Below are 24916 nucleotides of genomic sequence, written 5' to 3'. Positions count from 1 at the left end.
TTATTTTTTCAGTTGTTCTGTTTCCATTATAACAGCCGCCCACAATATACCGGCAACAGCCTCTTTGGCATTCAATATTTTGGGAACAGTAACATATTCTACAAAATTCTTTTTAATCACAACTCCATCACATGCTCCTATCACATCCAGTAAGCCTCTGTCATTCACCTGTATAAAAGGAAAGAGACTTTGATATCCCCTATATGCAACCGGAGTATATTCCTTTGCTTTTAAGAGCCCTAACTCTACACCACGCTGAATAGAGTATACAAACATAGCAGTTCCGGATGGATCTACAAAATTTAAAGGATTATCTCCTTTATCCACAACCATAAACCAACCACCGGTCTTCTTATCCTGCACTTCTTTCAGCCCTTTACACATTTTCAAATAAATATCAAGGACCTGCTGATAATTCGGATGTGTTGTTGGTAGTAAAGCCAGTAGTTCAGGTACCACCAAAGTGTACCACCCCATGCCTTCACTCCATACCTCCGGTGACAGTCCGGTAGTTTTATCCGCCCACACAGCCTTTTCAGGCTCTGTAGTCCATGCATGAAGGATAAGTCCATCCGGGCGTTGCAAATGACGGGCAGCAGTAATAATATTCCTACATGCCACATCATAGCAATAATCGGCTTCTCCCACATATTGTGCACAACGTATAAGGAACATTTGCATCATAAAAACACCATCTATCCACATATTAGGACTCCGGTTTCCATGCCAGAACTGTCCATCGGAACTGGGATAGTGATCCACAGCTTTCAATATTTGCAAGGCAGCTTTCTTGTATTTCTCATCACCCGTACGCCCATATAATGTACAAAAGGCCGAACCTGTCATAAAATTATCGAGATTCGTTAATCCACCTCCTTTGTAATTACCCGCTTCATCGACGAAATGATCCATATATTTCTTTATATATTCCAGATACCTGCTATCACCTGTTAATTGTCCCAAACGGTCCATAGCCTCAAACATGTATCCCTGCACATATGTATAGTCTTTCCAGTAAGCCATCCGATAATCCGGATATCTCGTCATCACTGTTTCCGACAAAGGTATAGCTAAATATTTCGGAGTAACTCCGGGTGTATATCCCAGTTTAGCTTCCGGCACTCCCTGAGAAGTAGTTCGCCGATAGCGGGTAGTAGTCTCCTGAGTAACCAGCATAGTAACCTCTCCTTCCACTACCGTACCGGCTGTATGTTGAGTTACTACCCGATTTTGAGCCATAGAAGAATGACTTGTGCCGACTGCACATACGATACAAACTCCTACTATTATTTTCCGTGTTATTATCATAGTCATTATTGATTAAATCCAAATCAACGGGTTACGTACAGGCAGATTACGCACCACTTCGTCGGTTACAGGGAAATGTTCTAACTTCTCCCACGTTGACTGCCAATTTTTATTATGAGTCTGTAGCGCACCGAATATCAGGAAAGGATGCGCTACCGGCCATTCATCCCAATACATTACATCTTTCGTATAAATCCAGCTTTCTCTATCAACGACATAGGGATAGATAAAATTAATACCCTTCTCCATATTCTTACCTCCCTCTGCCGTATAAGTCCATAAATTATCATTCTTATCCGAAAGCGTCTGGCATATTGTTGCCATGGCATCCAGATTAAATAAAGAATAACCATAAGGTTTCGTACGTGCTGTCTCCAACGGAAAACTACCGTCTTCCGCCATCTGCTTAGGTAAAAGTACTTCTTTATAACGCCGCTTACAAAAATCCATCATATCCTTATCACCAGCATAACGGGCAAATACAGCAGCCTGCATCACCCAGCAAGTTCCATGATTATTCTTAGCATTCATCTCGTCTATGCCATACTGATGTGTGAACATCCATTTCAAATAATCAGCAAACCACTGTTTAGTAGACTTTATATCATCCTTAGACAATACTCCAAGCTTTTCTAACTGCCATAACGATTGGGCTACTTCCATAAGATGTACCGTATCAATGATGCCAATACCACGTCCTGTAGCAATTCCCTTAATAGCTTGCGCATACTGCAAGTTAGGATTCATTTTTGTAGACTCATTCACAAACCAGGCACGCACATGCGTCAGTATCGCATCCACATATTCTTTATCCTGAGTCAATAAATAAGCAGAGGTCAGATTACCTACGATTGAACTAAAACGTATCATAGCATGACGATGAGCTACAAAATTATCCGGATTGGTCTCGCCATCCCGACGCACATAAGGTCCGTCAGGATTCAAAGTATCCGGCCACCAATAATCACCCTCCGAATAAAAATCATGTATATCCCCTGCACTGCGTTCCGCTATAAAGGCGGTAACCGTTACCGGTTCCTCCTTTATATTCATAGCGGCACGTTCCAGTATACCCTGCTTTAAAACACACTTCACAAAATCTTTACCGTCTTTATCCGATGTACACGAAATAGCCAGAAAAGAACAGATCCCTAAAAATAACATACCTACCTTTTTCATAATCTTACTGAACCGTTATAAATGATGTTTGGACTTTATCAGCTTTTACAGCTACACAGGAAGTACCGCCTTGCGTACGAACCCGTATTTGTGCCCGCCCGTTACGTGCCTGTACTTTGCGGGAACCGGTTGCCGTGCCCTGATTCTGTATCAGTTCTCCGTCACCGGCAATATCGAAAGAAACAAAAACTCTGGAATCAAGACACCTGATACCATTACTATCTACCAACTGGGCTTCAACTTCAACAATTCCATCTTCTTTAGGAGTAGAAGTTACCCGGAATGCATGTTCCTTCCCCCACTTCTCGGTCTGATATTCAAAGCTCAATTCATCAGCAAGAGCTTCTTTTCCAGCAGCCACAGCACGCAATGTATTCTGCCCCTTAGCAAGCTTCACATTCCAACGCAAACCCGCTGCGGGAAAATCCTGACTATTACGCTTGCGTATCCCCTGGCTTTGTCCGTTCACAAACAGTTCCACCGATGGACAGTTAGAGTAAACCAAGACCTCTTTTTCTTCATCGGCATCTCCCCATCTCACAGGCCAACCATGCCCATAGATATGAACCATAGGCTTTTCTGTCCAATAGGATTGGAATACGTAATAACTTTCCTTTTTCGTAAAGTCACGTTCCACCACTCCTTTCTGATTCATATATGGTACCGGATTATCCGGACGCACCGGTGTGGAAAAGTCCTTAAACGGCCAATAAGCAGCACCGGTCAGCCAAGGCATATTCTCCTGCTCCTTCAAATGCCAATCTATCAGCTTAACGATATAACTTTCCGACCAGTCTCCTTTCTTCAACACCAGAGCCGAACCATTCAGAGCTGCATCGCCATCACTTTCACCTTCTTTTCGTATAGGAGCAGTAGCCTCCGCATGACGTCCGGCATGGCTATCACCACCCCACTCTACATGCAGAAAATGTTTCACCTTCTCCATTTCTTCTTTGGACATCTGCTGATAATCTGTATAAACCCCACGATACCAACCGGCCCAGATAGAAGGAGAATATACATCTACAATATCGCTACAGAATGCACAACGGCGAATTGCCGTCTTGCGTTCGGCATCAAGATGATGTGCCAGTGTATTCAACTCACTCATCAGACTCCGTATCTCGCGTTGTTCAAATTCAGGAAAGTCATTCGGCCAGTCATTCTCATTACCCAATCCCCAGATTATCACTGAAGGGTGGTTATAGTGCTGGGTTATCATATTCGTCAACATACGTTTCGCTTGCCCGCGATAAGTTTCATTCCCCACACCACCACGGCACCAAGGAATTTCTTCCCAAACCAGAATACCCAGTTCATCACAAAGATTCAAAATGATCTCAGATTGCTGATAATGTCCCAGACGGATGAAATTCACCCCCATCTCTTTCATCATTTTCATTTCCTGTATCATCTGCTCCTCGGTCATGGCAGCAGCTACTCCTGCATGATCCTCGTGCCGATGTGTTCCACGCAACAAGAGACGCTTTCCATTCAGCATGAAAGGCCCCTTATCTATAAATTCAAAAGAACGGAAACCGAAACGTTCACTCGCTGTCATTTTCTGCCCATTGGCAGTTACAGTAACCTCGCAAGTATATAATACCGGATGATCTACATCCCAGAGTTGTGGTTTATCAATCTGAATATCCAGCATATCCAAATCTCCCAACGGAGTTATTTTATCCAGTGTACGGGTAGATACCACTTCACCTTTAGCATTCTTCACAGTAACCTCCACCAGTGCTTCACGTACATCTGCAGGATTATAGAATGTACCGGATACCTTTAACGTGCCTTTTTTCAATTTAGCGTCCAATGCCGGTTCTATCCGGAGAGAAGCCACGGAGACTTCCGGAAGATACACCAGATTCAGATAACGGTAAATACCGCCATACAAATTGAAGTCCGATAAATCCGAAGGTATCATTTCAGCATCCCGGGTATTATCACAACAAATACTCAATGGAATTTCACCTCCAAAACGTTCAGCATCTTTGCTTGCCAGAAAAGCTCGCACGGCATCTGTTATATCTACATTCCAACTATCATATCCACCGACATGGCTACCCACTTTGGTCATATAAACATATACATCCGTCTTCTGTCCTGCCCCTTCGAATTCCAATACCATCCGTCCGTCAGGATATGGATTATCCAGCTTCAGGCGTGTTTTATACCACCCCGGCCCCTGATAGTAATTCAAATCCGGATCGACAGCATCCTCCGCATTAAAGCAGTGGGGCAACGTAACTTTTGTCCATATAGGTTGTTCTTCCGGCTGGCCTTTCTTTATAGGGCGTACCAGTTCCCAGATATTGCCCACATCCTGACGGAGAAACTCCCAGTTATCCGTTAACCGGATCTTATTGCCCATCACAGGCACCTTCGCAAAGGTACCTGCAACAAAGCAACTCATCACTAACAATGCAATTATACGTCTCATACCTATTGATTCTCCACGTTTACAGAATAGCCGTACCTTCTTTCTCTAATTTAGCTTTCTTAAGCAAAGCTTCCAGGAAGTAATAGTCTGCATAAACCAAAGGCACGTCTCTCTCAAAGTTATGCGCACCTGTGCTGTGCAAGAGTAAGAATCCACGGTCACCATCCAATTGCGCACGATAGTTCTTGCTTAAGCTCTCAACAATCGTATCCGCCCATTTCTTGTATAATGCTGCTTTCTCCTGATTGTACATGGACAATTCGTACATGGCACAAGCCATCACTGCAGCAGCAGAAACATCTCTCGGTTCGTTCGGAATACCCGGAGCATCAAAGTCCCAATATGCAACCATATCTTCCGGCATGGTAGGATTGGTAAAGATGTAATTGGCTATGTTCTCAGCTTGCGACAAGAATTCCGGAAGTTTCGTTTCGCGATAACACATGGTATAGCCATACAAGCCCCATGCCTGACCTCTTGACCAGGCAGATTCGTGATTGTATCCCTGATGCGTATGCTTATGAAGCACGTCTCCGGTGATTGTATCATAATCTATTACATGATAAGAGCTATAATTATCGCGGAAATGATTTTTCATTGTAGTGCGTGCATGTGTATTTGCAATGTTATAATACACAGAGTCGCCGGTTTCCTTAAACGCCCAGTACAGCAATTCAAGGTTCATCATATTATCGATAATAACCGGACATTGCCACTTGTCGCGGCTGTGATCCCAGGAACGGATACAACCAATTGTTGGCTTATAGCGGGTAATCAATGTGGCTGCAGATTCCAGCAAGATATCTTTGTAGTTTGCATCATTGGTCAGGCGATAACCGTTACCAAAGCTACAGTACATTTTGAATCCCATGTCATGCGTTCCGCCATTCGTTTTCTGGTCTTCTATATTAGCGGTAAATGCCTGCGCTTGCTTCTTCCAGAAATCATCTTGTGTATACTCATACATATACCACAATTCACCGGGAAAGAAACCACTGGTCCAGTCTCTTGATGCTACCAGGCGCAAGGCACCGTTATCTTCTATCGTGCGGGGAGAAACCAGTTTCCTCTTCAGTTGTTCTTCCGGCATGCTTGCTTTAGCAGAATCTATTTGCGTAAATGCATACTTCAACTGCTGTCCGGCAAAATCAAAACTGTCTTTTACGACATCCGTTTCTTTTGTCGCTTGGCTGCATGCTCCACATACGACCAATAATGATACTAATCCTGTTTTAAATTTCATAATAGTCATTCTTACTAATGTTGATATTGATTTAAAGATTAAATTCTCCATAAAAAGATTGCGCTAAGATAGGCGATTTATCTTAGCGCAACTTTCAATATTGTCTTATTCATTTGAAATTCTATTCCAAACGATATGTAAAACAGGAGCTATTTGGGAGTTTCTCCCTTATCATTATGCCTTTGTACCCACTCTGAAGGTGAATAGCCATAAAATGACTTGAAGCAGTTGGTGAAATAAGCATGACTATTGAAGCCCGTGTAGACCGATATTTCAGAAACCGTATAACTGGATTCCAACAAGAGTTTGGCAGCTATCTCCAAACGTTTATTACGTATCAACTCTGTTGGAGAAAGCTCTGTTACCGCTTTCAGCTTCCGGTACAGGTTGGCACGGCTCAGCCCTAACTCCTGGCTCAACAAGTCTACCCCAAGCTCCGGATTAGAGATATTCTTCTCTATAATCTCAAAGAAACTCTGCGTAAACCGATCATCCCCCGAAACAATCTCGATGCCCATCGCTTCCGGAGAAAACTTCTTTCCATATAGTTTCTTCAGTTTCTCACGGGATTCCAGCAAACTGTTGATACGGCAAATCAGCACATCCATACTGAAAGGTTTCACGATATAGTCATCAGCGCCCACCGAAAAGCCTTCCTTGATATGAACCACCATAGACTTAGCTGTCATCAGCACTACCGGAATATGCCCAAGTTGTAAATCCTGCTTCACACGTGAGCACAGTTCCAATCCGTCCATCTGCGGCATCATGATATCACTCAGTATCAAATCCGGATATTTCTCCAGACTCAGTTCCAGTGCATCCTTACCATTGTTTACATCCAGCACATAGAAATAAGGATCCAGACATTCTTTAACATAAGCTCTTACTTCATCATTATCTTCCGCCAGAAGTACAGTCCACTTCTTCTCTATCTCAAAATGCATTTCCTTGGCTGACGGGATAACGTCCTCCACTACCTGCTCTTCATCATCCTCCACTAATTGCTCCTTGCCGTAGACAGAATTGCTGATCGGAATATAAACCTTGAAGATCGTACCCGTAGGATGATTATGGGATACGGAAATAGTGCCTTTATGCAGAAGCACGATTGAGCGTGTCAGGCTCAGACCGATACCCGTACCCACATTCTCTTTATTGTCATCTTCACCCTGATAAAAAGGTGCAAATATATTCTTCATATCTTCCTCCGTAATACCCTTCCCGGAATCGGTAACCGAGAGACAGGCAAACCTGGTATCGGCAGGCATCTTATTCAATTCCGCCTGCTGTTCCGACGGAAGTTCGGCAAAGGTACACCGGGACAATGAAAACACAACTTTGCCATTATTCGGAGTAAACTTCATCGCATTGGACAAGAGATTAAAGACCACCTTTTCCACGACAGACTTATCAAACCATGCCGACATTCTCTCCTCACTCTTCTCAAAAGTAAATTCTATGGATTTCTTTGCTGCAAGATGGTTGAATGCATAGTAAATCTCTTGCAGGAACAGATTCATATCCATTTTGGCAATATGCAATTTCAATTTACCCTCCTGGTTCTTGCGCAGATCCATCAACTGATTCACGAGCAGTAATAAGCGTTGGGCATTACTGAATATCAGGCTCAGCTTATTCTTCACACTGGAAGAGAATTCCGGCATAGACACCAGATCCTGTAAAGGTGCAATAATCAATGTAAGCGGAGTGCGGAGTTCATGGGAGAAATTGGTAAACATACGTATCTTCGCCTGATGGAACTCTTCCAATTGCAGTTTCTCCTTCTGTTTGAATTGCAATTCACGTTCCAGCTTTTGCTTCTTCGATATATAATACATGATAAGTGTCATTATAAAGACAAAAGCAATGGCATAAAACAAGTAAGCATACCAGGTTTTCCACAAGGGTGGATGCACAATGATGCGTATCTTACGTGTCTGTTGACTCCAGACTCCATCATTATTAGAAGCCTTCACTTCAAATACATAGGTTCCCGGACTTAAGTTCGTATAGTAGGCTTCCCGACGATTGCCAATATAATTCCAATCTTTATCGTAGCCTTTCAGGAAAGTGGCATACTGATTCTGCCGGGCAAAAACAAAGTTCAGTGCACAGTAACCGATAGAGATATTATTCTGATTATAACTCAACTCTATTTCTTCCATACCATCCAGCACTGTGTCCAATATTCCGGTTTCATCTTCCGGTTCAATCACCTGGTTATTCACTACCAATTTCGTGAAAACCAATGGCGGTACAAAAGAGTTTAATTGCAACTCCTGCGGGCTAAAGGTCACAAAGCCATTGTTACCGCTAAAGCAGATTTCTCCATTGGGGAGTAACAAACCACTATGGGGAGTAAACTCATAGACTCCGATTCCATTCAGAGAATTGTAATTGGTAAACTCCTCTGTCTTCAGATTGTATTTCGAAATACCATTGCTCGCACTGATCCATAGATTATTGTCGCTATCTTCCACAATGGAGCAAATATCATTCTCTATCAATCCCTGTTCCTTCGTTACAGTCTTTACGATTCCTTTCTCTTCTTCGTACAAAGCAATACCTCCGCCGAACGTACCAATCCAGATACGACCGGAACTATCACGCACAATACCCGTCACGTAATTACTAAGCAACCGACGAGGCTCTTTCTCATCCGTATCATAGTAAACCACCTCTTCCCTATTTACATCGTACTTTATCAGACCATCATTACGGCTGCCAATCAGCATTACCCCATCACGCAACTTCAGTATGCAACGCGAACTGGCAAACAGACAACTGTCCTTTCCGCCATTAATAGGAAAGTGTTTCTGAAGTTCCTTTTTATCCGACAAGCGCATCACTCCCATACGCGAATCGGAAGTTATAATCCACAGACTATTATCCTTATCACGAAGCATGGAGTAAATGGACATTTCCCCCGGTAGCTGATAATAGAACGTATATTTCTTAGTACGAGTATTGAATTGATAGATAGATCCCTTATTCGTTCCGCACCAAAGTATATCATCTTCCAACAGAAGCCCTTTTATAATATTCTGGCTGTACTGTAACTTTGAAGCCTTATCTATCGGATAATATGCATATTGCCTGTTTTCCAGATTATAATCGAGCAGCCCTCTGCCCTCCGTTGCCATATATAAACAACCGCCGGGAGTGGAAACCATACAACCGTATATCCCAAACAATGCATCAAACACCGTAGCAGGGTCATGGAAATCAAAGCGGTTGTTAAAGCGGCTGGAGAAGCTCACTCCGCCGGCATACGTCCCCACCCATACCGTCTGACTTCTGTCTACAAACAACGAATAAATGGAAAAGTGACTCAGATTCCCCTTTTCAAGGGAAGCATCCGTATGTTTCCAGAAAGAATTAGTAGAAAGATCGATAGTATATAGCCCGTCGAATGTACCGATAAGCAACATTCCGCGCAACTCTGATATGGCTCTGACGCTATTGCTCGTCAGAATACTGTTGCCCTTATGATAGGTCACCATTTCCTCTTTCTCAAAGTTTATGCGATACAATCCGCTCAGTCCGCTTCCCACCCATAACGTTCCGTTTGAATCTTCATAGATAGTAGAGATACTATTGCCAAGCAGATGAAGTCCCGGCGTCCGGGTGGTCAGCTGCCGTTGCACTTTCATGTTCATATCGCAAACAAACAGCCCTTTCGTAGAAGTACCTATCAGAATTTGATGCTGCTTCGTTTCGTAGACTACAGAGATAAATTCATCTTTGATCTTCCCGTTCAGGTCTATACGCTGAAATACATCCATTGCAGGCACATACAGGTACAGCCCCTTGGTAGTTCCTATCCAAAGGCGATTACGGGAGTCTACCGTCAGGCAGCGTACTTCACTTTTGGCAAAAGCACCGTATCGTTCGTCAACAAACGGCTTGATACGGTTGGTTTTCAGGTCGAGTTTATTCAATCCGCGTGCCGTACCAATCCACAAATTGCGGTCGTTATCTTCGGCTAAACTCCAGATATGATTATCACTCAGGGTCAGAGAGTCTTTCGGATCATGTTTATAGATCACGAACTCACTGCCATCATAACGATTCAATCCGTTGCGCGTACCAAACCAGATGAAACCTTTGGTATCCTGGAATATTTTAAGCACAGATATCTGAGACAAACCATCTTTCAGATTCAGGTTTGAGAAATAGAAGTTCTCATTATTCTGCGCAGTTACTTCCAGGGTTGCTAACAAGGTTATCAGCAAAAGAATATGTTTTCTCATAGGTCAAAAAAATGTGATAGGCTTATTTCGTCAACAACTCCGTAGCGCACCATAACAATGGAGCATGAGCGTGCAGGTCACCGGTGATTTGTTTGCGGTTCATGTAATGGTTCTTGTCATTCTTGATATTGGTTCCCTCGCATACGTTTGTTACCTCGTCTTCATCATTGATATATGAAACCAATGCCAGCCATCCTTTTGTGGCGGCAGGAGCATAGGTTTTCTTATCGAGCCAACCATGTTTCACACCCACCAGCATGGCATAGGTAAACATTGCCGTACCGGAAGTCTCTTTGTACGAAGCGGGTTCATCAATCAACTGGTGCCACATTCCATCGGGGTCCTGATTTTCGAGTAAAGTAGCCATCATCTTTTTATAGGCTTCCATAATAACCGGACGGTTCGGATTATCCTTCGGAAGTACGGAAAGCAGACGGGACATTCCGGCAGCCATCCAACCATTGCCACGTGCCCAGAAGAAAGGGGCTGTGGGAGCGTGATAGAAAAGGCCGTTCGGTCGTTGTATCTTCTCCAGATACATCGCCATTTCAGCAGCGGCGCGGTCTATATACTTCCGGTCACCCGTAGCCAGATAAGCTTGCGACTGTATGGTGGTTATCATAAACATGTCGTCAATCCATACACGCGTTTGCCAGGAATAGCCCTGCTCGGCATACGCTTTCTCCTCCGGCTTGGCATCGGCAGGAACTTCCCATTGGGTATCGGCATATTTCATTCCGAGATCGAAATATTTCCGGTCGCCCAACTTCTGCATATAGATTTCGAGGGGAACAGCGCCTACCACGTTATAGTCTACGTGCACCATGCGGGGAAGCATATTCTTTTCTGTAGTAAACAAGGGTTCAAAGCGTTCCTTCAGCCGTTGCTGCATATCTTTATTTTTCACGGCTTTACTGAACCATAAGGCGCCCAACCAGGTGCAGGCATCAGGATAAGTCACATAATTGGGAGCTTTTTCCGCCCGCGGATTTCCAAAGCGGGTATGAGGGGTGACCAGGAACTTATTGACTATACGCGTACCTATCACTTTCGGATCGGCATCTTTCATACGTTTCTTCAAATCGGCATCCCGGGCGTTCATTGTTCCACACCAGCCTGAAAAGGCGGCAAATAGGATAAGTAAAATCTTGTGCGTCTTCATTCCATAGTATTGTTAGCAGATTAATAACTATGGCAAAATTAGGGAATTTGAGTCTGAAGGGTTTGAAAGATCGTTCCAAATGCTTGAACTATTAGCTCAAAATAGCGTATATAGACCTCTCAGACAGGATAGTTCAGCGATAGAATTAGAGATTGGCAAACTGATTCACCACAATCATCAAATTCTCGCTTTATTGAGATCAAATACTCACCGTAGCGAGAGTTTTTTCTCATCGTATTGAGTATTCTTTCTCATCGCATTGAGCAAATATTCTCAAAGGGGTGAGAAAGAATAAGAAATTTACTGCTTACGCTGACTATACCCTGCATAAATCATCAGCGCAAAAGCGCAGGCGTACGTAATGAAGACGGCAGTCAGTCCCGGCGGTGTATCGCCTCCGCCATACGAATGAAGACCGGACAGATAGTAGTTCACACCGAAGTAAGTCATCAGTACCGAAGCAAGGCCCAGTACGGACATGACACTGAATGCATAATCCGAACGGAGGACGGGAAGAAAGCGCGCATGCAGGATAAAAGCATAAACCACCATCGTAATCAATGCCCAAGTCTCTTTAGGGTCCCAGCCCCAATAACGTCCCCATGACTCATTTGCCCAAACAGCACCGAGGAAGATGCCTGCCGTCAACAGATAAAGCCCTATATGCAGGGACATTTCATTGATGATGCGGAGTTCGCGGATATGGGGCTGCAACAAGGCTACTTTCGACGGATTGCCGGCACTCATGAATGCAAGGGTAAGCAAACCAAGCAGGAAACTAATACCGAAGAAGCCATAACTTGCCGTAATTACAGCCACATGTATCATCAGCCAATAAGACTTCAACACCGGAACCAGGGGAGTGATTTCGGGATCCATGAAATTCAGGTTGGCAACAAACAAGATGATACCTGCGAAGAAAGCCGCCAAAGCCAACGTCATGGAGGAACGCTTGATAAACAAAAGTCCCGCCAACGCTGTAGCCCAGGCTACATATATCATGGACTCATAAGCATTGGCCCAGGGAGCACGCCCGGATATGTACCAACGGATACCGATTCCGGAAGTATGCAACAAGAAGATCAGCACAACCAATGCCACCAAGGGAATGATAACGGTTTTAACCCAGCGTCTGGGTTTCAGCAACTGCCCTACCACGAATATCAACAATAACAGTCCGACCGCCATATAACCCATAGCCGACCAGAAGAACAAATGTGCTTTATTATAAAACAATTCCCAGGACACTTGCTTCTCCGTCAGCAAAGGTGTAGCGCTCTGTTTCTGTTGATACACGTTCATCATGGAAAGCACCTCTCCCGCGCTCTCCCATGTACCGGTACGCAAGGCATCAGAAGCCTCTCCCAGATACCACGGCATGATTTTCGATACGAACAGAGAGTCTTTCCCGGAATACACACTTAAATCATCTCCCGGAGAATACCATTTGCCACTCGTATCTCCCGGCAACGGGAACAGTGCAAACATCTTTCCTTGTTGCAGGGAATACAGGATATTAATCTTTTCGTCCAGTTTCAACAGATCCTTTTCAAGCCGCGAACGTTCGGCTGCCGGACGAGAATATGCCTTGTCTACGGCATCGGAAATCAGATAGCTGCCATCTTCACTGAATACATCAAAGAAACGGATATATTTACCTTCGGGCAGAGAATAGGCTTGCGGCAATTCTTTATTAGTCTGGTGAATAAAAGGAATATTTCCCCAGTAAGACGGATTCATAAGAAAACCGATAATGACTTGTTCGGAACTAAGTCCTTCGAAGGTATCGCTACGATAGATCTTGCGCAAGAGTTTGTCCGTATAAGTATCTACAGGTTCAATACGGCCTGTAGGACATTGTATCTGCATTCGCCCCCATTGCTCAGCCTGTTCCGCAGGGATGGTGTTCTTCAGCAGATGTTCCGTTTCTGCCTTTTGCGCTAAGGAAAGTGTGGGAAGAAAAGCCAGTAACAAAAGAGGAGTCACCCGTTTCAATTGTTTTGCCAGTTGGCGGAAACGAGACTTTTTATCTGCCAGGGTCAGCAACATACCGACAAGCAGCAGCAGATATCCGGCATACGTAATACCCGTTCCTGCCGTATCATTATTGACGGTCAAGATGGTGCCCTGTTCATCGGCATCATAGGAGGACTGGTAGAGCCGGTATCCCTGCTCATAAATCACCTTATTCATGTAGATGTGTTCGCTCCGTTCTCCCTCTTCCGTATGAATGGTAAGGAAACTCTCAAAAGAAGAAGGGCTGTGAGAACCGGGATAACGAACTAACTTAAAATCATCCAGACGGATGGAAAAAGGCAACGGGCGTTGATCTTCCGTTGTACGCATATGGGACACGGTTTCTCCTTCCCTGATATGCACAATGCCCTCAAAACCAAACATATTGGTCACCAATGCTCCCAGCAAGATTACAATAAAGGAGATATGCAACAGTAAGACTCCATACTTGCGCTGGCTCCACAGACGGGCTTGCCAGGCAGTAGCACAGAAATTGAGAATCAAAAGAAATTGCAGAAGATAGAAAAGCGGATTGTTATAGATTATTTCCCTTGCCATTGCCGTCCCTTGCGCCTTCTCGACAAAAGTTGCGGCAGCCAGCAGGATCACATAATGCACCAGCAATATCAATGTTATCTTCCACGAGGTGAACATCGCTTTCAGGGAGGAGCTTACTTTTTTCATGTGCGGATATATCCTTTCAATTGTTTTATGATCTATCTGTCATTCTATTGAAACATTGTTATTCTATTGAGACCTTCAACGTAGCCAACAATTCCGCCAGTGCCGGTGGCGTCAGTTGCTGGGCAGCATCAGAAAGAGCTTTCTGCGGACAGCAATGCGACTCTATAAACAGACCGTCGGCGTGCAAAGATATGGCTTTCTCGCAAATAGCCGCCAATAATTCACGTTTTCCTCCGATATGGCTCGGATCACAATAGAAAGGCAATTCAGGAAAATGAGTATGAAAACGTTCCGCCAACTCCCAAAGGGGGGCATTGCGGTAAGGAGAACTATCTACCGTACAAAAGCCACGATGAATGATGCGGATGTCTTTCAGTCCGGCCTGTTGAAGGCGTTCTACCGCACCAATCCATAAGTCTACGTCGGGACATACAGGATTCTTCACCCATACCGGCATATCGCACCCGCGCAGGGATTCTGCCAGTTCGTGCATCATAAAAGGGTTGACCGTAGTACGTGCACCAATCCAGATCATATCCAGACCGGCTTTCAGTACAGCTTCCACGTGGCAGGGAAGTGCCACCTCAGTCATAACCCGAAGTCCCAGTTCCTGTTGTATCTCTCGCATCCAGTCCAGTCCTTCTTCGCCAACTCCCTCAAATGTACCACAGCGCGAACGGGGCTTCCACAAGCCGGCACGCAGAATGCCAACGCCCATCTCTTTCAGTCCTCTTGCTGTTTCTAACATCTGTGTACGACTTTCCGCACTACACGGACCGGCCACTAAACCTATAGTTTTCATATTTCCATTCTCCACTTAATATTTAGTGATTAGGGTTTAGTGATTAGTGATTAACACTATGCGGTATGATAGCGCAGCCTATTAATCACTAATCACTAAACCCTAACCACTAAATTAATCTTCGATAATCACACGGAAGCCTACATTATATACTTTCTGCCAAGGCAGATACGATCTGCGGTAGTATGTGGTGGACGCTTTCGGATGATCATTCCATGATCCGCCTCTAACCACTTTCTCCGTACCCGTACCTTGCGTCTTTTCATTGTAAGGATAAGGCAGATAATCAGAGGATGTCCATTCGGCAACATTACCCTGCATATCATAGAGTCCCCACGCGTTAGCCTGGTATCCACCGCCTTTCACCATCAGCATATTGCCGTCATCCACACCATTTTCTTTAGGTTGATAAGTGTAGTACTTGTACCAAGGATCATTTTCCCGCATCGGCATCGGATTCACTCCCTTCACCGCCATCAGATTCAAATGCTTGTCAGCCAGATTCTCAAACTTACCAAAGTCCGTGTTTAAAGAACCATACCAGAACTCACCGTCGCTACCTGCACGGCAGGCCCACTCCCACTGAACCTCGGTAGGAAGAGTAACAGTCTTACCGGTCTTTTCACTCAGTTTCTTGCAGAATGCCATTGCCTCTTCCCAACTCACACGGATAGCAGGCTGTTCAGGGTTATTGGCAGGATAGCCTTGGTGTACATGATCTTTCCATAATTGGCGGATGAAGCGGCTGTCATGTTCCGGGAAGATTGTGCGGAACTGTTCATTGCTGACTTCGATCTCACCCATCCAGAATCCTTTCTTCACAACTTGCTTATGAGCAGGAGAGTAATCGGAATGACCTCTGTTACTACCCATCACAAATGAACCGGCAGGAACACGGACAAAATTCATCTTTACGCCCGGAGCTAATTCAATGCTCATTTTCGTTTCTCCTTCTTTGGCAAGCATAGTCTGGGCAGCGGCTTTATCAAACGGCCAGCCTTTGACTTTTACATCCTTGTCTTTATACTCCTTCTTTTCCGGTTTCACTGGAACCGGTTTCTCTTGTCCTTCCAGGTATTTGGCATACGAACGGATCTCAGCCTGCCAGTCTACACCGGAGCGGGCATATTTCTCCGTCAATTCCGTACGGCGGCTGATTTGTTCCACTCCCTTAAATTCATTGGCTTTAAACTTACCATGATAAGGAGCATTGAAGTCAATCCAGTTGTACAGAGCTTGCCATTCTTTGTCGGTCAGTTCCACTCCATGATGTCCCGTCTTCAATATCTTGATCAACGGACTCACGGAAGCATGATATTCATACGGATCGAGCACTTCAATCTCCGCTTCCGGACCTTGACGGTACACATAAGGATGCAGATTCAAGTAACTGACTCCGAAACCGGAGAACTTATCTATCTTCCCACCTGTAAAGTCAGCCAGTTTATTGGAACCATCGTGGCAGGCGATACAAGCACGATCCAGCACAGGCTGTACTTCCAAATCAAAAGTGAAAGAACGTACTCCACCTTCCGGCTTCGTAATTTCATGGGGCACCATAGCCGAAGCTTTCACACGTTTCGGTATAGGCAATTGATTCTGGTCTTCGTGGCAACCTACACAAGAAACAGTTTCTCCCGGCATACCGGTCAGCCAGCTACGCATCCACTGAATGGCACGTCCTTCCGAATCCAACGGCTGCAATGAGATCGGTGTATTGGCAGGAATCTTAAATATCGCGGAACCGTCTTCTTCTACAGGAACGGTACCCAGCAAGCGCTTGATATCCCAACCACTCTGAACACCTTGCGCCCAATGGTCGGACGGAGTTCTGTTATAAGCATATTCATAAGCAAGCACACGGAATGCTTTTACTGTACCACGGGGCACGCCTTCCAGACCTTCACCCTCGTATATATCCTGAATGAATACGGTAGCCTCTTTACTGGCCAGATTAATCTTTTCAGGAATCACCGGAGGTACCGGACGCTGTACAACCGGAGTCGGGCAAATAAGACCTTCACCTTCAAATTCGGCAATCAACGTGAGATTATCGTATATGTCAATCAGATAGACTCCCCACAGCGCACTTTCATTCAGCTTAGCAGTAACCAGGAAATATTTATCCGTCAAAGGATAAGGCTTGATAAACTGAGGCCATACGCCATCCACCAAACGGTCTTTTACAATCGGTTCTATCTTACGGTCGCGGAAAGGCAATTCCTGTAACATTCCTTTCTCTGACTTACGGCTCTTTGAAGGATCAAACAACATCAAACGACCGGAACGTGTCACACCATGGTGACCGGAAATCACACCGATAAACTGTGATGAACCACCGGGCAACGGTTTGGCATCGAACGTACTGTTCGGGAAGTAAGAACCACTACCGTACAAAGACTTCTGTTCCGTTCCGTCCGGATTCATGTGCATTACAAAGCGGGAGAAATAGTGAGTCAAATCCGTATATTCCCAACGTGTGTACATGATACGGCCATTATTCATAACCGTTGGCGCCCAGTTAGCATCCTGGTCAAAAGTCAGACGGCGCAAAGAACCATCTTTCGGATCATACAGACACATATTACCTACCTCATCATTACCATTCACGCAAGGTACACCGTTATAACCGATATTGGATACAGCGATAAGCTTGCCGGAAGGCAAATAAGTAGCATCAAAGAATTCCAGATCTTTTTCCGGGGTTTCTATGAGCTTCTTCAAACCGGTACCATCCAGTTTCACTTCAAATACTTGCCAGCGGCGGTCGGTATCTACCATAGAGAACATCAGGCGTTCAGCATCCCAATGTAGTTTCAAATCAGGAACAGAAGAACCGTTGGTAGGTTTAAAGATAGTACGAGTCTTAACATCTCCACGCAAGTTGGATAACTCTGCAATCTCAGCATTAAAACCACCGCGTGAAGCGGAAGTCTGGTTAGACCAGTTGTTATTCTGAGTACCCAGAGCACGCGGATTCACCTGACGGGCAGAAGTACCTATCTTATAACGACCGACAATGATCTTATCCATATCCAGTGCTGTATTTGCCAACAAGATATCACGCTTCAGTTGCAAAGCTTTGTTGGCAGCTTCTAGGGCAGAAGCCTCATTCTTATAAATGCTGGAGAATCCTTTTCCGGTCAGTAGCTTCAGTTCAGCAAGCTTGGCCTGGTTCGCATTCTTATCATAACCGGCATCTTTTGCCATATCGTTATAAGCTTCTTCAATGGCACGCATATTCAGCCAACTCAGGGACTCCTGCAACTGATATACTTTCATGGCCTCCTGTGCCAGATTCAAATAGCCGATAACCTGATCGTCCAAGGTAGGTTTAGAAGCAATCTGGGCAACTTGTGCTGTAAAATAGGATTTATCATTCAGCAAATTAATAACTTCCGTTGCTATATGCTTTTCGATGGCGGCATCATGGGTCGTAACCAGTGCTTTCATATCGCTTCCACCGAATGGCAGGAACAAAGTAGCCTCAGTCGGATATTTAGCAACGATATCCGAAGCAGCTTCCGCACCGGTAATCCCTTGGAGACGGAAAATCACCGTACCTGCAGAAGAACGGTTCTCCAATCCGATCTCCGCCTCAAAGCGGGTATATTTCTTATCCAGAGGAACCACGATTTGCGCATTGGCATTCGCCATAATCGTGCGTTTATAGGTTTTGCCTTTCATGACTACATCCTGTCCCTTGGCATTCTCATTAAAACGCAGACTGCCGCTACCTGTTTTCTTGAAAGTACTTTTCAGGTCGTTCAACCAAACAGAAGAGCCATCTGCCGCCACTAATTTAGCATTTGCCCATACAGCCTGGTCATCTCCTGTACCATCTACAGTACCCCAGGTATAAAGCACCATTTCATCCAGTCCGGTTATATCCGCCGAGAAAGGCACTGCCGCCTCTTTTGCCTCAATTACCTTCGATGCAATCGGCAAACAGGTCTTTTGCATTTCCACATGGGCCTGATTCTTAGCCGCAGCAATGCTTTCCGCCCACGTAGCAGGCGCTTTCACCTTCGCACTCGCCCTTCGCTGTGCCATAGTGGGAAGCGACAAGGCAATGCATACAGACATTACTAATAATTTCTTATTCATAATACTTTGTTCTAAAGTTAATCTCCTATTTTAAGTCCGGTAAGCGGAAATTGTCTATATAGCAGGCAGCGGATATCTTACCGACATTCTTCTTATCATGCAAGCTCCACACCACTTTACCGTTTTTATCTATCTCTATCAATTGCGGTTCATCCACCGTGGTATCTTTCGTATGTCCGTACCAGTTACAAATCAATAGATTCCCATTCTTCAATTGCAGGATTTGCCCTACAAACAATAAAGCAACTCCTTCAATATCCAGTGCATTCACCCGTTTCAACTCTTCGCCTGTCTTGCGGTCGATCACGATGTAATAATGATTGTCGCCACAAGGCAACAACAGATTCCCGTCAGGAAGTTCAAGAGACGAGAACACCTTGCCTTCAATCTGATGTTCAGCGATGATCTTCCCTTTACGGCTTACTTCCAGCACTTTCTGTTTCGCCATTACCGGTATCAGATAATTGCTGTTCCGGAGCTGGAATACTTGTCTAAACTGGCTGTGGGGTCTTTCCACTTCCAGGTTCAATGTTACTTTGTTTACTTCTTTGCCTTTCTTATCCAATTCTATGAATTGGGCAGGAATACCACATATTCCCAATAGTACGCCACCGTTCTGCAACAAGGTGGCTGATTGTAATTCCGTCTTATCCGGTGTTTTATAATCCCAGACCACCTGATGGTCCCATGTCACGAGTTTTGCTCCCCGCTTATACGAATACAAGATTTCTCCCTTTTTAGTCAAAGCAACTGCATTACATTCTTCCCCTTTCTCCAGAGCATGCTGCCATTCCACTTTTCCCGTTTGTTTATCCAACAGCAGGATATTTGGATTTCCGGAACCGGCAACCAAGAGTTTATCTTGTGCTGCCGCCCGAAATCCCATGGAAAGAATGATCCAAATAATTATATAAACCCTCATCATTCTTCTTGTAATCAGTGTTACTTATTCTTCAGTTCATTGAACAGTTCGAGTGCCTGTTCCGGTTTCAGATTTTCATGTACTACCGCATGAACGGCCTGTATCATAGCAACAGGAGCTTCTGACTGGAACACATTACGTCCCATATCCACACCGGAAGCACCTTCGCTGATTGCCTTATAGCACAATTCCAACGCTTCCAGTTCGGGAAGTTTCTTTCCGCCTGCAATCACTACAGGAACAGGACATGCTGCCACCACCTTTTCAAAACCATCACAATAATAGGTCTTCACGATATTCGCCCCATTCTCGGCAGCGATACGGGAAGCTAAACCGAAATAACGGGCATCACGTGCCATATCTTTACCTACAGCCGTCACTCCCATCACCGGTATTCCGTAACGGGTACCTTTATCCACTGCCTTGTACAGGTTGGCAACCGTTTTTGCTTCGTGGGCTGCATCACCGATAGACAACATGATTGCCATGGCCGATACATTCATACGTATCGCATCTTCAACATCAATCAAGACATTGTCATTCAGTTCTGTAAGAATAGAAGTACCGGCATCCGAACGAAGGCAAATAGGTTTATTGGTGCTGGGTGGTATCACCGTACGGAGAATGCCTCGTGTACACATCAGGCAGTCCGCATATTCTATCAACGGAACGATGTTCAAATCGATACGTTCCAAACCGGATGTCGGTCCCATAATGAAACCATGGTCAAACGCCAGCATCACGGTTCTGCCTGTCTTCGGATTGAAGATACGTGATAAACGATCCTTCATACCCCACGGAAGATGTTCCGCTCCCTTCACATGAAAACTATTATTAGTAGAAGCTACCCCCAAACCGAAATTGCAGCCTTCTCTTAAATCATCTAAATCAGCCATTTCTTATCTTTTCATTAGTTATTTACTATAAAGCTTTTGCAAACGCATCAAACATGCACGACCAGGATGAAGCCCCTGAATCCGCATAACCGATAGAGCGTTCGCCGTAATTACGGGCACGTCCGAAGTTTGCCTTCATATCTTTAGTAGCTTCAGCACCTTTCACAGCTGCTTCGGCACCCGCTGTCAGGATAGCCTTCACATCAGCGGAATCACAAGCCTGAATGGCTTCCACCGCCGGAATCAGGGCATCCATCATTGTTTTATCCCCCTGTTTTGCTTTTGTTTGTTTCCTCACACCTTCAAGTCCACCTGCAAACATAGCCTTTACACCCGCCACATCCAGTTCGGTACCTTCCGCATGGTCGCTCATTCCCAGGAAGAATCCACCCAGTAACGTGCTGGTCGAACCGCTGATCTCAAGCATCAGGTTAAAACTCATGTCATTCAGCATCGACTTAAATTCAGTGCCCTTCTCAGCTGTAGCAACAAGGGCAGACATGGATTGAACGATAGCTGTTCCATGGTCGCCATCTCCCAATACCGCATCCAGTTTTGAGAATTCGTCGGAGCGCTCCGTAATGCACACCAGCGCATTACGAAGCATCTTCTTGAAATCATCTATAGTCAGTTTATCCATCTTTTATTTACCGATAGTCGTCCAATAAGGAGCATTAGACATTTTATTGTTCAGATAATCGATATGATCGTCATCCAGCAAACCAAGAATCATCTGGAAACCTGCCTGTTCCTGAACGGTCAGCAACTCACCGATACGTGCAGCAGCCACTTCGATTCCGGCATTTTCCAACACCTGATGAGCTTTGCGATAAACGATATTCATCTCCATGTGCGTAGTTGCCCCTACACCGTTAATGATTAATAAAGCCTTGTTACCGGCTTTCGGCTGTAGCTTCTTCATCAGCAAACCGATCATTTCTTCGGCCGTTTCATTGGCAGAAACCAATTGCTTGCGACCGCCACCGCCTTCTCCATGCTGTCCCATACCGATTTCAATTTCACCGTCCGGAAGATCGGAAATGGTCATGCCGTTTTGCGGATGGGTACAGGACTTCATAGCCACTGCCAACGTAGCCAAACGTGCATTGAAGCGTTCACCTATTTCAATAATCTCGTCCAGTGACTTACCTTCTTCAGCAGCAGCTCCAACAATCTTAATCAAAGGAACACAACCTGCCAGACCGCGACGATCTTCATCCGGTGCATCCAGTCCGGCACTGATATCATCGTGTGTCAGGATAGTCTTTACCTTAATACCTGTACGTTCAGCCAACTGGCATGCCATGTTTGCACTCATGATATCGCCGGAGTGGTTCAATACCACAAGCAAGATACCAGCCTCACGTTTGAACATCTGCAAAGCCTGGAACAAACGTTGTGCACCCGGAGCAGCAAAAATATCACCGACTACAGAGCAGTCCAACATTCCGTCGCCCACGAAGCCGCTTAATGCAGGTTCATGACCGGAACCGCCCAGAGTGATCACAGCTACTTTATCTTCAGCTTTCGCATGTGCACGCACAATAATATTTTCTCCGCCGATGGCTACCTGATTACTATAAGCCATTACATATCCTTCCAGCAATTCAGCTGTCAGATTATCCGGATCATTTATGAATTTATTCATCATAGTTTCTTTCTACTAATTGATTATTTATCAAACTGCATTAACTCCAAAGCAATACCTTCTTCTTCAATGAAAGCAATTGTCAGATTCTCTCCGCCCGGCATCGGTTCAACCAATACTTTTGCACCTTTCAGTTCAGCCGCCAGATCATCTACTTCGTAAGCGATATGTGCCACTTTCTGAATCAATTCAGGCATCCAGCTACCTTCTTCAAAACGCAAATATTCTATCTTATTGGGGCTTTCATTAAAGTTAGTCAGCCATACCTTCAATCCTTCCGCATATACCTCACCCGGTTGCGGTGTGATGGTCGGTACTCCAAAATGATTAATCTTTCTCATGGTATTCTTAATTATTGAATGATTTACAAAGCAGCCTGTCCATTAGTAAAACGCAGACCATCATTATCATGGTAACATGCCCACTCATCTACAATGGCTCCCTCAGGACCGGCCATCATAAAGTGGAAAGTACCCAGTTCTTTCAGACGGAGAACATCACCCACATTCTGTTTCACGAAATTCTTGCTCTTGATAGGGCCGTGAGATGCCGGAACCGCAGGAGCATTCGGTGTTTCATCTCCTACTTCGGAGAAGTTATAAACCCAACCGTGATTTACCATCCACGACTCGTGTTTCGCAGGGAATGCCGTTTTTACATGGGCATGTTCCGGAATCATCTGTCCCGGCAACAAGTAAATAGCATGTGCAAAGTAGCCATATTCAGGATCGTTTACCCAGAAGATGCCTCCCATACCTACATTCTCAAAGTCGCCTAAACCGAAATCTGTAAACCAGATATCTTTCTCCATCAGCGGAGTGTAAGGCACGCCATAAAATTTAAACATGTCAAGGAATGCTTCTTTAGCAGCTTCCTGGTCAAACTTTCCGTCTTTGTAGAAGTCAGCATTCGTGTACTTCTTCTGATACGTTGCCTTTTCCTGTGTCATAACTTGTTCTGTTTTTTTAGATTCTGCCGTACAAGAAACGAATCCCATACCGCAGGCGGCAATTAATGCCAGGGTTAATACTTTTTTTAATCTCATGTACTTATCTGTTTTAATGGTTAATAATCAGCCTCAACAAAGCACTCCCATTCCTTCTATCTCTATCAATAGTTCCGAACGGCATACATCGGTTAAAGTATAGATGGCAGGTAAATCGGGATATCGTTCTGTCACTACCTGTTTTGCTTTTTCCATATCTTCCCAACGTTTCACGTACACGCGGAAGGTGATAAGGGTAGCATTCTCCGTAGCAGGAATACCGGAACGATTGAGGTTATCACGGGATACCAGATATTCTATATTCTCCAAGGTAGTCAGGGTTTGCTGTTCAATACCAACGCCTTCCAGACTCTGCTCACCACGAATAGCGGCTGTGCCCGATACGTATACGAAACCATGATCCTCTTTCCATACAGCCTTGGCACGTTCAAACTTCGGAGTGGTCTTTTGAGGAAGAGCCGCATCCTTTTCTCCCAATAACACATTCTGTGAGTAAGCATGAGCGGCAATCTGCAAAGGATTATCCACTCCAAGAACCCGGACACTTCCATCTTTGCAAAGTAAGGCATCCACATCAATCATAATGCCGCCCCACTGAGTCCCGATACCGGTAGCAGCCGGATAACCGGTAGTCCACTCCACACCATTATAGAATAGCGAACGTGCATCATTGAAATCCTGATAATGCTGGTGACCGGTTGCATCGCAAGCTGTTATTTTTTCAATATAGTTCCATTGACGTATGATTGAGGAAACCGGCATACCTTCCGTTTCCAACACCTTGGCTATTCTGGAGAATACTTCATGAGATTGCTCACGGATGCTCTGATGCAGTACATCTCCCGTCACACCACTCAGGAACAGGCGTTTACAACCTTCTCTTTCGACAATGATATAAGACAAATCTTCCAGCATCCGATATTCAATGTGATCTTGTTCTGTCAGTTGCACTTCATGCACTTCCATCACCAATCCCATACTCTGAGGAGGTTGTGCCACATAGCTTACGGAAGGTTGTTTCTCTTTGAAAAGCTCTTTCACCGCTTCCCTGATGCAAGCAAAACGGGCTACATATTCTTCATTATCCGCCGGCGCATCGAATATCACTATACGTACAGGAGTATGAATAGCTTTATATTCCGCCAGAAGTTGTGCCAACATCACCTTAAAGGGAGCTTTGTCAACCAACAGGAAATAATGAATAATCTCTATATTTTCGTGTGTAATCATGGTCTTCTTAT

The 24916-nt window shown here is 44.8% G+C and carries 16 protein-coding genes; all 16 read right to left on the bottom strand.

The annotated features are described in order from the left end of the window. The gene (locus tag DWW10_RS22975; RefSeq protein ID WP_118422343.1) at positions 1-1308 is read right to left on the bottom strand and encodes a glycoside hydrolase family 88/105 protein; all 1308 of its coding nucleotides are present in this window, start codon (positions 1306-1308) and stop codon (positions 1-3) included. A 12-nt stretch (positions 1309-1320) separates the two neighbouring features. Continuing rightward, positions 1321-2487: an alginate lyase family protein gene (locus DWW10_RS22970; RefSeq protein ID WP_118422344.1), complete on the bottom strand. Its 1167-nt coding sequence runs from the start codon at positions 2485-2487 to the stop codon at positions 1321-1323. Between the two features lie 4 nt (positions 2488-2491). Then, positions 2492-4933, bottom strand: a complete 2442-nt coding sequence (locus DWW10_RS22965) for a glycoside hydrolase family 2 protein (protein WP_118422345.1) — start codon at positions 4931-4933, stop codon at positions 2492-2494. Between the two features lie 19 nt (positions 4934-4952). Further along, the gene (locus DWW10_RS22960; RefSeq protein WP_118422370.1) at positions 4953-6176 is read right to left on the bottom strand and encodes a glycoside hydrolase family protein; all 1224 of its coding nucleotides are present in this window, start codon (positions 6174-6176) and stop codon (positions 4953-4955) included. 149 nt (positions 6177-6325) lie between these two features. After that, complete coding sequence (locus DWW10_RS22955) at positions 6326-10432, bottom strand: hybrid sensor histidine kinase/response regulator transcription factor (protein ID WP_118422346.1); 4107 nt, start codon at positions 10430-10432, stop codon at positions 6326-6328. 22 nt (positions 10433-10454) lie between these two features. Then, positions 10455-11594, bottom strand: coding sequence for a glycoside hydrolase family 88/105 protein (locus DWW10_RS22950; RefSeq protein ID WP_118422347.1), 1140 nt, complete (start codon positions 11592-11594; stop codon positions 10455-10457). Positions 11595-11894: 300 nt separating this feature from the next. Further along, positions 11895-14294 (bottom strand): c-type cytochrome biogenesis protein CcsB, encoded by a 2400-nt coding sequence (gene ccsB / locus DWW10_RS22945; RefSeq protein WP_118422348.1) that lies wholly within the window; start codon positions 14292-14294, stop codon positions 11895-11897. Positions 14295-14352: 58 nt separating this feature from the next. Continuing rightward, positions 14353-15096 carry a DAHP synthetase I family protein gene (locus tag DWW10_RS22940; protein WP_118422349.1) on the bottom strand — a complete coding sequence of 248 codons (744 nt, stop codon included), beginning with the start codon at positions 15094-15096 and terminating at the stop codon, positions 14353-14355. Positions 15097-15210: 114 nt separating this feature from the next. Continuing rightward, complete coding sequence (locus DWW10_RS22935) at positions 15211-19203, bottom strand: SUMF1/EgtB/PvdO family nonheme iron enzyme (RefSeq protein ID WP_118422350.1); 3993 nt, start codon at positions 19201-19203, stop codon at positions 15211-15213. A 25-nt stretch (positions 19204-19228) separates the two neighbouring features. After that, on the bottom strand, positions 19229-20125 hold the full coding sequence (locus DWW10_RS22930) for a beta-propeller domain-containing protein (RefSeq protein WP_182021525.1): 897 nt from the start codon (positions 20123-20125) through the stop codon (positions 19229-19231). 20 nt (positions 20126-20145) lie between these two features. Next, entirely contained in the window at positions 20146-21021 is an 876-nt protein-coding gene (lsrF, locus tag DWW10_RS22925) for a 3-hydroxy-5-phosphonooxypentane-2,4-dione thiolase (RefSeq protein ID WP_118422352.1), read from the bottom strand. 25 nt (positions 21022-21046) lie between these two features. After that, positions 21047-21661 carry a DAK2 domain-containing protein gene (locus DWW10_RS22920; RefSeq protein ID WP_118422353.1) on the bottom strand — a complete coding sequence of 205 codons (615 nt, stop codon included), beginning with the start codon at positions 21659-21661 and terminating at the stop codon, positions 21047-21049. A 3-nt stretch (positions 21662-21664) separates the two neighbouring features. Next, the gene (locus tag DWW10_RS22915) at positions 21665-22672 is read right to left on the bottom strand and encodes a dihydroxyacetone kinase subunit DhaK (RefSeq protein WP_007214669.1); all 1008 of its coding nucleotides are present in this window, start codon (positions 22670-22672) and stop codon (positions 21665-21667) included. A 20-nt stretch (positions 22673-22692) separates the two neighbouring features. Next, complete coding sequence (locus DWW10_RS22910) at positions 22693-23010, bottom strand: VOC family protein (RefSeq protein ID WP_118422354.1); 318 nt, start codon at positions 23008-23010, stop codon at positions 22693-22695. A 23-nt stretch (positions 23011-23033) separates the two neighbouring features. Next, positions 23034-23714: a cupin domain-containing protein gene (locus DWW10_RS22905; RefSeq protein WP_118422355.1), complete on the bottom strand. Its 681-nt coding sequence runs from the start codon at positions 23712-23714 to the stop codon at positions 23034-23036. Between the two features lie 33 nt (positions 23715-23747). Further along, on the bottom strand, positions 23748-24905 hold the full coding sequence (locus tag DWW10_RS22900; RefSeq protein WP_118422356.1) for a chorismate transformation FkbO/Hyg5 family protein: 1158 nt from the start codon (positions 24903-24905) through the stop codon (positions 23748-23750). Positions 24906-24916 lie beyond the last annotated feature (11 nt).

This window comes from Bacteroides intestinalis, from assembly GCF_003464595.1.
In the GTDB taxonomy this organism is placed as follows: domain Bacteria; phylum Bacteroidota; class Bacteroidia; order Bacteroidales; family Bacteroidaceae; genus Bacteroides; species Bacteroides intestinalis_A.
The sequence above is the reverse complement of the archived record's forward strand: the minus strand, read 5'-3'. Positions and strand labels throughout refer to the sequence as shown.